The 14,425-nt window shown below is 49.7% G+C and carries 15 protein-coding genes; 3 read left to right on the plus strand and 12 right to left on the minus strand.

Going from position 1 to position 14,425, the window contains the following annotated elements; translation table 11 throughout:
* Positions 1-105 precede the first annotated feature (105 nt).
* Both FZF21_RS10360 and FZF21_RS10365 read left to right on the plus strand, forming a co-directional pair.
* Entirely contained in the window at positions 106-2,271 is a 2,166-nt protein-coding gene (locus FZF21_RS10360) for a type I secretion system permease/ATPase (protein WP_040117621.1), read from the plus strand.
* Complete coding sequence (locus FZF21_RS10365) at positions 2,268-3,443, plus strand: HlyD family type I secretion periplasmic adaptor subunit (protein WP_032619700.1); 1,176 nt, start codon at positions 2,268-2,270, stop codon at positions 3,441-3,443. The genes FZF21_RS10360 and FZF21_RS10365 overlap by 4 nt, the downstream gene beginning before the upstream one ends.
* Positions 3,444-3,476: 33 nt before the next feature.
* Here the strand turns inward: FZF21_RS10365 and FZF21_RS10370 are convergent, their stop codons facing one another.
* A complete protein-coding gene (locus tag FZF21_RS10370) occupies positions 3,477-4,361 on the minus strand; it encodes a hypothetical protein (protein ID WP_045349682.1) in 885 nt (294 codons plus the stop codon).
* A gap of 285 nt (positions 4,362-4,646) precedes the next feature.
* Here FZF21_RS10370 and FZF21_RS10375 point away from each other — a divergent pair, with 285 nt between their 5' ends.
* Positions 4,647-6,104, plus strand: a complete 1,458-nt coding sequence (locus FZF21_RS10375; protein ID WP_045349589.1) for an EAL domain-containing protein — start codon at positions 4,647-4,649, stop codon at positions 6,102-6,104.
* 84 nt (positions 6,105-6,188) lie between these two features.
* Here FZF21_RS10375 and FZF21_RS10380 read toward each other — a convergent pair whose 3' ends face one another.
* The 11 genes from FZF21_RS10380 to FZF21_RS10435 all read right to left on the minus strand — a co-directional run bounded on the left by FZF21_RS10380 (position 6,189) and on the right by FZF21_RS10435 (position 14,236).
* Positions 6,189-6,467: a biofilm development regulator YmgB/AriR family protein gene (locus FZF21_RS10380; RefSeq protein ID WP_017384011.1), complete on the minus strand. Its 279-nt coding sequence runs from the start codon at positions 6,465-6,467 to the stop codon at positions 6,189-6,191.
* A gap of 23 nt (positions 6,468-6,490) precedes the next feature.
* Positions 6,491-6,790 carry a hypothetical protein gene (locus tag FZF21_RS10385; RefSeq protein ID WP_017693452.1) on the minus strand — a complete coding sequence of 100 codons (300 nt, stop codon included), beginning with the start codon at positions 6,788-6,790 and terminating at the stop codon, positions 6,491-6,493.
* A 119-nt stretch (positions 6,791-6,909) separates the two neighbouring features.
* The gene (gene ycgZ / locus FZF21_RS10390) at positions 6,910-7,149 is read right to left on the minus strand and encodes a regulatory protein YcgZ (protein WP_003857265.1); all 240 of its coding nucleotides are present in this window, start codon (positions 7,147-7,149) and stop codon (positions 6,910-6,912) included.
* A 187-nt stretch (positions 7,150-7,336) separates the two neighbouring features.
* Positions 7,337-7,609: a CsbD family protein gene (locus FZF21_RS10395; protein WP_003857263.1), complete on the minus strand. Its 273-nt coding sequence runs from the start codon at positions 7,607-7,609 to the stop codon at positions 7,337-7,339.
* A gap of 168 nt (positions 7,610-7,777) precedes the next feature.
* Positions 7,778-8,401 (minus strand): hypothetical protein, encoded by a 624-nt coding sequence (locus tag FZF21_RS10400; protein WP_017384009.1) that lies wholly within the window; start codon positions 8,399-8,401, stop codon positions 7,778-7,780.
* 339 nt (positions 8,402-8,740) lie between these two features.
* Positions 8,741-9,052 (minus strand): hypothetical protein, encoded by a 312-nt coding sequence (locus FZF21_RS10405; protein WP_023303710.1) that lies wholly within the window; start codon positions 9,050-9,052, stop codon positions 8,741-8,743.
* Positions 9,053-9,673: 621 nt separating this feature from the next.
* Positions 9,674-10,954 (minus strand): site-specific integrase, encoded by a 1,281-nt coding sequence (locus tag FZF21_RS10410; RefSeq protein ID WP_149121374.1) that lies wholly within the window; start codon positions 10,952-10,954, stop codon positions 9,674-9,676.
* Positions 10,954-11,166, minus strand: coding sequence for an excisionase family protein (gene xisR / locus FZF21_RS10415; RefSeq protein WP_149121373.1), 213 nt, complete (start codon positions 11,164-11,166; stop codon positions 10,954-10,956). Before xisR ends, FZF21_RS10410 begins: the two co-directional genes overlap by 1 nt.
* 153 nt (positions 11,167-11,319) lie before the next feature.
* Positions 11,320-11,508, minus strand: a complete 189-nt coding sequence (locus tag FZF21_RS10420) for a hypothetical protein (protein ID WP_149121372.1) — start codon at positions 11,506-11,508, stop codon at positions 11,320-11,322.
* Positions 11,509-11,534: 26 nt separating this feature from the next.
* Positions 11,535-13,382 (minus strand): exodeoxyribonuclease VIII, encoded by a 1,848-nt coding sequence (locus tag FZF21_RS10425; protein ID WP_149121371.1) that lies wholly within the window; start codon positions 13,380-13,382, stop codon positions 11,535-11,537.
* A 431-nt stretch (positions 13,383-13,813) separates the two neighbouring features.
* On the minus strand, positions 13,814-14,236 hold the full coding sequence (locus FZF21_RS10435; RefSeq protein ID WP_149121369.1) for a tellurite resistance TerB family protein: 423 nt from the start codon (positions 14,234-14,236) through the stop codon (positions 13,814-13,816).
* Positions 14,237-14,425: the final 189 nt, after the last annotated feature.

Genomic DNA, 14,425 nt, shown 5'->3' on the forward strand with positions numbered 1-14,425 from the left:
CACAAGATTATTTTGCGGGCTCGTTTAGACAGTGTTCGATTTCTAATCATCCCGGAAAGGTATCATTTCAGTGCGAAATCATCGCCCTGAACAGGACGTAGCATTATGAAGACACATCCACAGTACGAACCCTGGTTGCAGGGCATGCTCATCATCGCGAAATATTATCGGCTGGATTTTTCGGCGGAGCATGTTCGGGTCACGATTAACCATGAAAGCCAGTCTCCACGCCAGCTGGTGCTGGAGGAGATGGCGCGCCAGCTTGGGCTGGGGATGCGTTGGGTGGCGGCGGGAGCCGTAGCGCTCGATCCGTGGCGTTTACCGCTGCTGGCGGAGTTCACCGGCGGGCAAATTGCGGTCATCAATCGTATGGACAACGAAGGGAACGTCAGCGTGCAGTTTAGCGGCGACGGGGGCCTGGAGACGACGCTGACGCGCGACGAACTCGGTTCGCGGTTAAAGGGGCTGATGGTGCTGCGTCCCCTGGAGTCCACGCCGGATGCGCGCGTGGATGATTACATCAAACCCTATGAGAAAAACTGGTTCTGGCAGCTGGCGCTGAAAGACTGGCGTCGTTACAGCGACATAATGCTGGTGGCGCTGGTCGCCAACGTGCTGGCGCTCTCCGGCATGGTCTTTTCCATGCAGGTGTATGACAGGGTGGTGCCGTCCCAGTCGGAGGCCACGCTGTGGGTGCTGTTTGGCGGTGTGATGATCGCCATCGTGTTTGAATTCATCATGCGCATGCTGCGGGTGCATATTTCGGACGTGGTAGGGAAACGCGCCGACCTGCGTATTTCCGAGCGCGTGTTTGCCCACGCCCTGAGGATTAAAAACGGCGCACGGTCGAAATCGACCGGGTCGTTTATCGCCCAGATCCGCGAGCTGGAGTCGGTGCGGGAGCTGATCACTTCCACCACCATTGCCGCTATCTCCGATCTGCCGTTCTTCCTGCTGTTCGTCTTCATTCTGTGGATGATTGGCGGCCCGCTGGTGCTGGTGGTGCTGCTGGCCGTACCGCTGCTGCTCATTCCCGGCCTGCTGGTGCAGCGCCCGCTGGGAAAACTCTCCAGCGAAGGGATGCGTGAATCGGCGATTCGTAACGCCACGCTGGTGGAAGCGGTGCAGGGGCTTGAGGACATCAAGCTAATGCGTGCCGAGCAGAGGTTCCAGAACCAGTGGAATAACACCAATGACGTTGCCGCGAGCGTCGGCATGAAGCAGCGCTGGCTGACGGGGCTGCTGCTGACATGGACCCAGGAGGTGCAGTCTATCGTCTACGCCGTGGTGCTGCTGGTGGGGTGTTATCTGGTCATCAGCGGCGACATGACCACCGGTGCGCTGGTGGGGACCTCGATTCTGGCGTCCCGGACCATTGCGCCCCTGTCGCAGATTTCCGGCGTGCTCTCCCGCTGGCAGTCGGCAAAGGTGGCCCGCAAGGGGCTGGATGACCTGATGCAGCGCCCGATTGACGATCCCCAGCACGGCAAAAAAGTGCATAAAGCCCATCTGCGCGGTGATTATCGGCTGGACGACGTTGGGTTTTATTACGATGAAGAAGAGAAGCTTACCGTGCTGAATATCAGCAAACTGCGCATTCACGCCGGGGAGCGCGTGGCGGTGCTCGGGCGTAATGGTTCGGGGAAAAGCACCTTGCTGCATCTGCTGGCGGGAATGCAGGAGCCGCAGCAGGGCAGCATTTTGCTGGACGATATTGCTCTCAATCATCTTGACCCGGCCGACGTGCGCCGCGACATGCAGTTGCTCAGCCAGCAGGCGCGGCTGTTCTTCGGCTCCGTACGCGACAACATCCTGATGGGTAATCCGCTGGCGACAGACGAGGAAATCCATCAGGCGCTGGTCAACAGCGGCGCGCTGGAGTTTGTGCGCAAGCAGAAAATGGGGCTGAACACCATCATCAATGAGGGCGGGACGGGGCTTTCCGGCGGGCAACGTCAGGCGCTGCTGCTGGCGCGCGCGCTGATCACCTCGCCGAATATTCTGCTGCTGGATGAACCCACCGCCTGGCTGGATGAGGTCAGCGAGAAGCAGTTTATCCAGCATCTGCACCAGTGGCTCGGTAAGCGCCGGACGCTGGTGGTGGCGACGCATCGTCTGCCGATTCTGGACCTGGTTGACCGCATCATCGTCCTGGAAAACGGCAAAGTGGTGATGGATGGCCCTCGTGATGCCATTTTACGCCAGCACGGAATGGCCCCGCAGCAGGCGCCGCAGCGCACGGTTAAACTGAAAACGGAGGGCGTGGCATGAATGATTTCTCCCGCTTTAACAGCCGGCTGAAGGAGCCCCGCCTGCCGCGTTCGTCGCTGGTGGCATGGTCGCTGTTTGCCCTGCTGGTGGTCTTTATTACCTGGGCCAGCCTGTTCCAGCTGGATGAGGTCACGACGGGCAGCGGCAAGGTGATCCCGTCCTCCCACGAGCAGGTGATCCAGTCCCTGGAAGGGGGGATTATCCACAGTCTGATGGTGCGCGAAGGCGATATCGTCGAGCGTGGTCAACAGCTTGCCCAACTGGACCGGACGAAAACCGAGTCCAGCGTGCTGGAGAGCGAGTCTCGATTAAACGCTGCGATGGCGACGGCCGCGCGTCTGAATGCTGAGGTGAACGACACCGCGCTGACATTCCCGGCAGAGCTGGATGACGACGTTGAGTTGGTCAAACAGGAAACGGCGCTTTATCAGTCACGTCGCGAAAGCCTGGAAAAAGGGCTGGCGGGTTTACGCCAGGGAGCGGATCTCGTGCAGCGTGAACTGGCATTAACGCGCCCGCTGGTGACGCAGGGGGCAGCCAGTAAGGTCGAAGTCTTACGCCTTGAACGTCAAAAAAATGAGCTGGAGAGCAAAATCACCGAGATGAAAAACCAGTACTACGTTCGCGCCCGCGAAGAACTGGCGAAAGCGAACGCAGAAATGGAAGCGCAGCGTTCGGTCATGAAAGGGCGCGAAGATTCACTCACCCGCTTAACGTTTAATGCACCGGTGCGTGGCATCGTGAAGGACATTGACGTGACGACGGTGGGCGGGGTGATCCCGCCGAACGGCAAACTGATGAGCCTGGTACCGCTTGATGACCAGATGGTGATAGAAGCGAAAATCTCGCCGCGCGATGTCGCGTTTATCCATCCCGGGCAAAAAGCGCTGGTGAAAATCACCGCCTATGACTACTCGATCTACGGCGGGCTGGAAGGGGAGGTGACGATGATTTCCCCGGATACCCTTCAGGACGAGGTGAAACGGGATGTTTATTATTATCGCGTTTATATTCGTACTGACAGTAACCATCTGACCAACAGGCAGGGCAAGGAATTCCCGGTGTTCCCGGGCATGATAGCCACGGTTGATATCAAAACCGGCAGTAAATCCGTCATTGATTATCTGCTGAAACCATTGAATAAGGCAAAAGAGGCGCTGCGCGAGCGATAAAAAAGGCGTTCAGCAAACCGAACGCCCCTCAGATCAGAGTGTAGGCGTCATGTTGACAGCATGGCGTCGTTCTTTTGGTACCACGTTGATGTAATGTGTGACATACGCAAAATATAATCCGGCATAATTTTCGACCAGCTCGATAAAGGCCGGGTAAATTGACATCCGGCCATCGCCGCGATCTTTAAGATAACCTGCCTCCTGCGCCGATTTGATAATCCGTTTAACATGAATACGCGAAACGAAAAATTCTTTTGCCAGCGTGCTGGCTGAATACGCTATTATGGCACCGTGTGCTGTTTTGTTTTTAATGGCCTGCAAATAGAGATAGAGCATAATCATTCGGCCACCATCCTTATCAATAAATAAACCCACCTCCGGAAGCACTTTCCTGAATGTTAATCCGCGGAAAAGGTACTCTGCGGCGCGCCGGAAAAAGTTGTGCCTCAAAATGTCATTGTCCAGAAGGTTAACATTAATGTTGAATGTCGGATAAAGAATGCTGACAGGCGTAAATGCCCCAGACATATAGCGTTTCAGCTCATCCAGTCCTTTTTCCGTTGGTGCGATTTTTGTTTTTCGGCGATCTTCGGTACAGCGCCAGGTCTTAATTCGCCCGGTGGTCTTAAGTATGGTGATGATCGCGATAACACTGTTAGGGCTGGCGATATTATAGCGGGTACACAGTGCCTTTATCTCTGAAACTGACTCAGCCTGATTACCAAAAACAAAACAACACATGGACAGTATTATGTTGAAGCGTGATTCCTGAAGCATCGTTTTATAGAACAAGGGTTGTTTTTTATAAATGGCATCATTGATTCTGTAGTGCTCTGTTATAGCTTCACCAAATCGCGGGTTGTTTTTAATAACATCCCTTCGATGTAGCAAAGCCCTGGATGAAATGTGATTATCCATAGCATTTTCTCTTTTTGTCTGGGCCGATAAGATGAAGTGTCTGGTCTTCTTTTTCGGAATTTTCATTATACCTTGTGAAGTGCATATTTACTGTCGTTATATGAAAAGAAAGTAATATTTATGCTGCATATGGATGAGTGGGTTGATTAACGCAAAGATGTTCCCGTGCATAACATTGATAACGGTTTATTAACCAAATGGGGTGCGGTAAAATTATTCAATGCGACAAAGAATATTGGCTTTAATCACATTTGGGAATGATATTTACATTCTCAGGAGCAGGTTATGTCTCAAAACTTACCTTTTATGCAAGGTACTTGCTACAAGCAACGATTCGTTATTTCAGCCTGCGGTTTCACCTTCGAGGGGTATAGCCTGCTTCTGAAGTCTCGTGGCGTAAACGCCACGCGGCTCCATTTTGAAGAGGATGAAGTTTGCTCAGGTGATGTGCAAAAAATGATGCAAAATCAACAACCTGAAGTTTCTGTTTTTCTTGGTCGCGACGTGACTGCCTTTCTTGAAAGCCTGAAACGGTTGGTCTCGGTTCTGAATGCACTGCCGGTTATTTGTAGCGTGACCCTGTATGGTGCAATACCAGAGAGATGGCTTTATGCCACGCTGAAAAGTCTCGTTAATAATACCAAATCGTTGTCGAGGATCAGGGTGGCGAATATTTCAGACGTAATGAATTGTGTAGAGAGTATTTCTGATGTGCATGCCGATTCGTCGCGTTTATTGCGTGAAGGACCTGAGAAGGAAGGTAAGAAAAGCCTGCATGGTTTATCAAAACGTGAATTAACCGTATTGCTGAATTTTTATCGAGGTATTTCGATAAAAGAGCAGTCAGCGAGGTTAGGTTTGTCAGATAAAACCATTTATACTCATCGTAAAGTGGGGTTGGGTAAATTATATCTTATCAGAGTGTGGTTTAGCGATGCACGTGTCTTAAGGGATGAGGTCTGTGCAGTAAAGAACAAAGCGCAGGGGTTTTCGGAAGCAGAAATAAATATATTGCAGGCGTTACATAAGCGGGAAATCTTTGCGGCTTATCAAATTATTACCGATGGCGATAAAAAAGGAGTGGGCTTTGAAATTCTGCTGCGCTGGCATAAAAACGGTCAGGTCCTGAAACCAGGCCAATTTCTGGATGGGATAAAAAATGGCGAAATTTGGCTCAAGCTGACGGCGTTAGTCATTCACGCGGCCGTGTCAGGTATCAACAGATACAATGGAAAATATTATTTTTCGGTTAATATTCCTCCTCAATTGGCTGCCGGGAACGCGCTGCCGGGAATGGCGAAAAAAGCCGTTGAAATGTTACTGAAGCCGCAGTGGGCCGGGAAACTTGTCTTCGAATTAGCTGAAACCATTGATGTAACAAAGGATCCAAATATTCCTGTCACTCTCCAGCGTTTACGCGCCGAGGGATGCCGGCTGTTTCTGGATGATTGCTTTTCCAGAAATTACGCTATGTTACCCATCCGACAGATTAATGTTGATGGACTGAAGCTTGACCGTGATATAGTTGAGCACTTTGTTGCTAACGACAATGACAATAGCATTATTAAAGCGATACAGATATACAGCGACATGACGGGAAGGGAATGCGTTGCGGAAGGCGTCGATAGCGAAGAAAAATTTGAAAAACTTGTCGCATTAGGGGTTAAGCGCTTCCAGGGATATTATCTTTCCCGGGCGGTTAAAGAAGATGAGCTGGATCGAATGGTACGGCTATTTAGTTAATGGCTTCACTATACTGGTGGTACGACAGACTTAACTCTTCGACCACCAGCAAAAACAGTCACTCACCAGGGCAATAATCTGTTATCAGATATCATCGCGCGTAAAACCGACAACAATTTCAAGCGTGTTTCGAATGACATCGCAGGCTTCGGGCTCCTCGGTAATTTCGAGGGCGTGAATCAGTTGCAGGATAATCTCTTTATTTGAGAGATTGTCACCGGTCAGCATAATACAGCGTATTGCCGAGCCCAACACTTCAACCTCACCACTGAGATGCTTTCCAGCATTAAGAAAATGTTCCGCCAGTTCTTTATCGTGCAGGGCTTCAAAATTATACGTCTGCTGCATAATCGCTTTACTCATGGTGGTCACCGTTTCGGTTAAAATTAGTGTTTCTTGTCTGGGGTCAGAAGCGTGTTGTGAGTAAAGAGAGAGCGCATGCGCCCAATTTCATAATCGCCCATCACTCTTCCCCGGTCGTGCGAGACGCCGGTTACACGCTGGCGCACTTCATCTTCAGCGGCAATCAATGCATTTTTACGTTCATCATTTGATTCAACGTTAGCCATCGCCCGCAGGCGATTAGCAAGAGACACAAAGGTAATAGGTCCGTTCTCTTTCAGTATGGATAATACGGCCTCACCGATAAGGTCATCCTTAAGTCGTTCAAATTTAGTTCTATGCATAGCTTCAATCTCACTCTGCTACACGCAGCAGGCTGTAGCATGGGGTTAGTCATCGCATTCAGGAGCTCTATTCTCACTCAGCATGACTAACTTAGTAAGTTAAAAAAACAGTGTTCAGGTTAACGCTCGAAGAAGAGGGCTATCAGACCGTTATAGTGCGCTTTCTCAACGTCAGACGTTGACTCTTCAATTCTGCGCAACAGCTTTGTACAGATTGTCATTCTGCTCAGTTGTACATTTTCTTTGATGATCTCACTGACGATGGCACCAAGGGTTTCCTGCTGTGTAGGGACGTTATCCTTGTTAAAATACAAGGTGATAGCGCTTTCTGCTGTAGAGGGAGCATGGTTGCGACGCATAATTTTCCACCGTTAACAAACAATTTTGTAACATCAGTGGCATTGAATTTATACTATTCGATCAAATCTGTACATTAAAATTGTACAACTTTTCACATGGATCGTGTTTTTGTCAGGAAAACTATCAACAATAGGGGGGGAAAGAGCAGGAAAGAGGGGAAAAGGAAAGGCCCCGAAGGGCCTGAAATTATTTACGTCCCAGCAGAAGTCCCAGAACGATACCTACCGCACCCGCAGCGATTAAGCCCGTTAAGGGATTGTTTCTGACGGCTTCAGTGACATCCGAGACGGCATCACTGGCCTGGGCAGCATATTTTTTCGCTGCACCTTTCACCTGGTGTTTAGGGGAATCAACGAATTCACCAAACTGCTGCTGCGCAGAGCCGGATAATTCATCAAGTTTGTTTTTGGCTTTATCGCCAGCGTACTGTGCATTTTTATCAGTGTCGAAATCAGACATTCCAGCCTCCTTTTGTTGGTAGTCTAAGAATAGACGCTGATTGCAGCAGTGAGCGAGAATTCGCTGAATTCGACGGCAGATTGCCCCTTTTTAGGACATGTCTTTCTTACATGACCACCATAACGTCCAAAAAATGTCGTTGATAAATATTTCCCTCGCCATCTTTCTCTACGCAGCGCGAAGAGACTGTTTCTGCCGTGCGTGAGTGTGAAAGGTAACGTAATAGCCAAGGGATGCGGCCAGGCACAGCATATAGCCGAATGATTCCGAACCTTCCTCCACGGCGTTTTTCACGACACGCATATAGCCATGCTCCAGGATGTCGTGCCACAGCACCTGCATTCCAAAGAGGCGGGAGAAGACCAGTACAGCCAGCAGGCCGCTCAACAGAATGCCGTACCAGGGGGATTGGGTATATTTTGCCAGCTGTTCCAGGGTAGCGCGAAAATGCATAACGGGGCGAATTAACGCCAGCAGAGCGGTAATCAGCGCGAACCACACCCAACTCCCATGAGAAATGAGATCAAAAAGCGCGTCCAGTTCACGAATTAGCATTGTCAGGAAAAATCCGCCCACCAGAATATTACAGTAACGCATGGATTCGTCCATTTTCGCCAGACGAAAATGGAGAAAGACAATAGTCGCTAATACCGTTTCCTGCATAATTTCGGTCAGTGATAATTCCGGAATATCATGGCCGACAAACCGCATATCAACCCAAAGACACAGTACAATAAGTGCGCAAGCGGCTGCTGCGCCAACGAAGAATAAAAAGCTCTTTAGTACAATCATTAACACCACCATTTTGTTTGTAGCGAGTATGTTAGGTGACGAGAATGTTATTTCTGTTCACATTGTGCCATATAAGTGCGGATTTTTAACATTTTGAGCTAAATAGGGTTGGTCACGACGAGACGAAAGTGTAAATATCGTCAGCCTCGTCTGTGCTGTTTAGGCGGGCGCTGTCATTACGGAGGGTGCCTTCAGGCAACGGGATGTTAGGGTATTGAGGGACCAGCGAGAGGTGGAAAACACAGCTGCGGAACTATCTTGTCGATATTTTCTTAAGAACGAACTCTGATAGAGAAAGCGTTCAGTTCCACAAAAAATGCTGTTTCTCCACCCTGGCAATTATTTTTCTTCTGTGTACTCACCTTTTGATTTCAGTTTATCTCTAACAAGGTTGGCGCAACTGGTTGCATTCTGTAAACTCTGATCGTTTACAATAGAGGACCGAGATTTTAAAACTTCGTTGTAAGCATCTTTAACTTTCGGACTGACTGTTGCAGCATAACTATCTGGCGGGAAGTCACCCAAAGGTTCTTTGTCACCGCTTAAGGCCTTAGCGCAAGCATTATTAATTTGGTCATCAATGCTTAATTGATTTGCGTTAGCAGATAACGAAAAAGCTACAACCAAAGAGGCGAGAACAATTCTTTTCATACTTAGTCATTCCTTAATGATGAAGCGTTGTGATCCGAATTCAATTTGTAAAACCCAATTGTGATAGTAATATTTATCAAAGTGTATAGAAATTCTATTAGATAAACCGGATTCGAACCAGTTTCAGCAATGTTTTCTGTCCGAACATGCTGTATCCGACTTATTTTGTTTACTACAGGCTAAATGTTATCAAAGATAAATATATCCAACATGTATTAGTCTATTCTTTTTCGTATTCTTATGACACCTACATTCTTTAGTGGGGGGTAGTGTGCTTGCACAAGTCTTTAAAAGTAGGATTTTTAAAGGAGAATGACGTTGTATGACTTCATCTGTACCACACTTGCATTACACTTAATAACAAGAACAACCAACACGTTAATTTTAAAGGGACAGTGCATGTCTGCCATGGATTTATCCAATCTACTTTTCGCTCATGACGCACCTGATTGCCCACTTCTGGTATATCAGCGAGTCACCAATATTAACTCCAGACGCTGATTTTTCACATTACCTACAGTTCTGCTTAAAACCCACACTAAACTTCATGTTTACATAAAATCGTATTAACAGATACAATACCCCCCTATAGTAAAGTGTAGTGCTTTCAGGTTGCTGATTTTATTCGTTTATTTTTATGATTTTTCCTTCCGGGGGCGTATTGGGGGCAAAACCTAAACGCTGGTTTAGCAGCTCTACCTGTTGCCCATCGAACTCCTTGATCCAGGCCGAGTACACCCGGTACACCATTTCAGCGTCTTCGTGCCCCAGCTGGCTGGCGATAAACGACGGGTTCGCGCCTGCGGCCAGAGACCAGCATGCAAACGTGTGGCGGGACTGATATGGCGCCCGGCGGCGGATTCCTGCTTTCTCAACGCATACATCCCAGCGATCTGATATCGACTGCGTTGAAAAAAATTTACCCGGATTTTTTGTTTTCAGGCCAGGCAGAAAAACGAAGCGATGTTTCTGAATTTCCGTTTTGCCGTACTCCCTGAAATGCTGAACGATCTCCGTTTCTGGCAGATGGCCAGTCAGTGAAAATTGCACACGTAGCGCATCGAGCGCCGGGGCGAGCAGGGTGATCACCCGGTCACCGGCTTTGGTTTTTGGTGGGACAAAATCGCCCTGGGCTGTCAGGTTGCGCTGGATATGAACCTTGCCTGATTCAAGATCGACGTCATCCCAAGCGAGAGCAGCAAGCTCGCCGTGGCGCGGCCCGGCGTTCATCGCGAACTGCCAAAGATTCCGATCCTGTCCACTTATCGCCAGCATCATGGTGGCGTATTCATCCCGCTGCAACGGGTCAGGCTTTTTCCTGTCTTTGTGCAGTTTCGTGATGTGCTCGAATGGCTTATCTGTAATGAACCGGCTGCGGTGAGCGAAGCGCAGCATCTGACAGACTACAGAGATATAGTCGTTAACTGTATTAACACTGCGACCCGTTTTTTTTCGTTTGTTTCCTTCCGCGTAAAAGCTCTCTCCCCGCAATAATTCCTTCCTGTACCGCAGCATGTCACTGTGAGTGATATTCGCAATCAGCGTATTTTCCCCGATAATTCGATTAATCGTCCTGAGCTGAGCAAGCAGGCGCGTCATAGTATTCCTTGAAACGTCCTCCTCTTTGGCGGCCAGCCACAGTTCGTTGAGATCGCCCCAGGTATACGCCACGCGGGTAGACGTGAATTTCTGAACGGCTTTCGACTCAGGGAACCGCCGGGAATAGTCAAACTCCCCCATCTGGATTTCGCTGACGATCAGAGCGCGCAGGCTTCCGGCCTTTTTGATGTTGGCAGGTGTGTTAATCCAACCTTTCAGCACCTCGCGGCAACGAATGCCGCGATATGTGAAGGTAATACGGATTTTGCCGTTATGAAGTTCAACGCCAGTTGGAAATGACATTACAGCTCCTGAATTAACTGATTAATTCGTGGGAAGTTGTACCACAGCAAACCGCGTTTAGTTTCCCCGCCGTTCATCGCCTGCCTCTTAAAGTGAATACCTTCAAGCCATGGCCCGCTGCGTAAAGCTTTTATCTGCCTTTCGCTCAGGCCTGTAAGCGCAGTCAGTTCTGCTTCAACAACCCATTCTTTATTAAAAATGATTTGCGCCATGCCTGACCTCATGACGCCGCCACGATACCGCGGCGGCAGATAGTTTGTTGATTATCAGTAATCAGTTATCGATGAGAAAACTCAGCAACCGTGTAATGAAATACGCAACACCAATCACCACAGCGATAAATAAGACGATCGCATAGAACGCTATCATTTTCGTTTTCTCCCCGGCTCCTCTCCCAGTTCGACGGCCAGCCACCAGTAACCGTTGGCCTGATCTACCTTCTTCCTTCTCTCAAGCTCAAGCAGCGCGCCGATCGTCTCTTCGTTCGTCATGCCCGCCCGGCACGCAATGTCACGCGCACCGGCGCGGCCACGCAGCTGGAGAGTTCGTATCACAAGCTCCATTCTTGCGCGCGCATCCATCAGATGCCGTCCTGATTGATCACGCTGTCAGCCAGCTCTATTGCCATGGCTGGCAAATCATCGAAGTCAGCGCGGTAGGACGGATTGGCGCACATGCCCTGCATCGCGGCCAGAATGAGTTGCTGGCGGTAATTCAGCATATGTGGCTGAGGCTCAGGATCAGCCTCAACATACTTTTTCGGCCTGGCGGTGATTACTGGCGGATCCAGCACAATGGCTTTTGGCGGTTCAGGGCGGCGATACTCCACCATCGCATCGAAAGCAATTTTCTGACGAACGCTGATATCGTCTGACCAGCCATCCAGCAGTGTGGTGGCGACGTCGTGAATCTCCTCGTCAGTGAAATCCGGCGACAGGCAGAATTCTGTAGTGGTTATGTCGTCCAGCAACAGTGGAATGACATGAGAAGGAAGGTGGCCGGTGCACGCTACCACGCCAGCAGCTTCTTCATCGCCCATGATCGGCGTGCGGCCAGAAATGAGGTCGTTCAGGGCGTGGGCGATTTCAATTTCACGATCTGTCAGTGCTGGCGGTGTGCTGATGTTTTCTCCCGTAAGTGAATCGACAGAGAAGACGCCGCCGCCCAGGTTCTCGATATGTGGCTGATCGTGGGTTTGCTGCTCCTGCTCCACTGATGCGCGTTTTTCAAATGCATCATCGAGTTCTTTGTCGAACTGCGCAGCGCGGCCTGGGCAGACTGCTGGTAATTGAGTTTTGCCCGGTACAGGCGGTTGGGTTTCATCATTTTTTTGCTCTCTGGTTGCGGTACCGCATGCAATGGCGACAGTTTTTGGATCTGGGTTAGCGTGATCAGACTCGACCAGCTCGCTGTTGATGTACGTGCGCAGGTCTATGGGCCTCAGGTGCAAATCCTCTTTGGCTGTCTTAATCAGTGCGATGATGGCGGCGCGGGAATAATCCAGGATGCCCGGTGTGACGCGTAATTTAGACCACCACGCTGAAAAACGAGGATCCCCTCCGCTACTCTCCATTTCTTTTGCGCGGCGCATGATTTCTACTGGGATGGAGTAAATATCGAAGTCCATGGCACCAGCAATGATGCCCAGCGCGGTTTCTATACGGAGGGTTGCCAGGTTGTGGACCAGATCGGGGCTCCGGTCTGTTGGGTTACCGCCACCCAGCGGTGCTTCGGAGTCAGGCTCAGTCTTGCTTACGCCTTCTGCGGGCTCCCGTTTAACTGCGGGCGTATCCAGCCATTTAGTCAGTTGCTTTTTAATCTCTGGCCACTGAGTTGAAACCAGCATGGTCTTGCGGATCCATGCCAACATCTCTTCCTGGCGTTCGGCGCTGAGCGCAAACACCCGCGGCTCCTTCGTGAATGCTTCAGCCATTTCGCGCTGGAAACAACCATCGTCATCATTGAGCAGATCGACTACCTGGCCATACTGCGCCGCGGTGATATGTGCAATGGGACCGAACAGGGCCAGACACGCGGCGCGGGAGTGCTGATCCAGCTGGCGTACAGATTTCATCTCTTCTGCCTGCCGGTCATCGCTCTGGTTTTGGTTTTCATCTTCCTCTGGCTGCGTGGCGGCGGGTTCACCGGCGTTTACATTCCATACTACAGACGAGCCGAAGAAATCCGGGCTGAAGTCATCAAGGGCAGGGCGCGGCAGGTCTTCGCGGTGCTCCCAGATTTTAACCTTAAAATAGTCTTCAATATGCTCGGGATAAGCTGCTGCCAGCTTGCCAAAAATTACAGCTTCGGCAATCCCTTTATTTAAAGCATTGACAGAAATCGCCAGGGGTTTCAGGTTAGGGAATTTTTTCAGTGCTTTATCTTTTGGGAAATAAGCACCGCCAAACACTTTCAATTCAACAGACATAATTACCTCATTACCATTTAAATGGAGTGCCCGTATTCCGTGGGCGTTGTGTTTTGCTGAAGTTGGTTTTCGCTGTTTTCAATAATCTTTTTTTAAATACAGCCTCCTTGCAAGCAGGGCAGTAATAATGTTCGCGACGATAAGCGCCACGGCCAGACGGCATACTAATAAGTTCAGATTCTGGGTACAGCTTGCCGCACCCGGTACAGTTGCGGGTTTCTATTTCCATATAATTGCCTGGTAAAAATCCGCCCCGAAGGGCGGCAATTAATTTAGCTTTTTAATCCTGGGCCAGACCAACCACACAAGCGCACCCACAAAAAAAGCATCGCTGACAACAGAAAGTATGTAGCTGGTGAAGTCAGTTACAACAGACATAAACGCCAGGAGTATCACCAGCGCGATGCGCAAAGCGTCCGGTATGTTTCGCATCACAGGTACTGATTAAGATTAAGACCGAGAGCCTGAGCAATTTCACCCAGCACTTTTTCTTCTTCCGGCCCGATACCGCCGTTATCAGCGATATCGAGACACAGACAAAGCACATCAACAGCCGCATCGGTGCCTGCTACATCTTTAAGCTGGCGCATGGCTTCAGCCTTCGCTGAACGGCGAGAGGCTTCGAACTGCTGGCGTGCGTTAGAAGACATAGTGCTTATCTCTCCAGCGAAGGGAGCGAATGCGGGTTTTGCTGCAATCGTTTTTTCAAGCGTTGTCAGTTCAGCCGCATCAGCTTCACCGTCCGCAAAAGCAATGGCCATTGCTCCCCAGACAGTTGCTTCAACGTCATCACGCTTTTCCATTTTCTTAACTTCATTCATTACCTTTCGAGTTTTCTTACCGAATCCAAACATATTTAAGTCTCCAGTTAATAAGCGCATTGGCGCGTTCAGGGTGTGACAATCCCTGCCGTTTAAGGCAAGAATAAAAATGACTGTGCTTTTAATTTTGAACGGTGCTTAATTCCCCGGCGTGAACAATTTTTTCTACCGGGTAGCAATTAGCATTAAAATAACGTTCTTCATAAATTACTTGCTCACATT

Origin of the sequence: Enterobacter sp. LU1 (assembly GCF_008271405.2) — a bacterium.
Lineage (GTDB): Bacteria > Pseudomonadota > Gammaproteobacteria > Enterobacterales > Enterobacteriaceae > Enterobacter > Enterobacter hormaechei_C.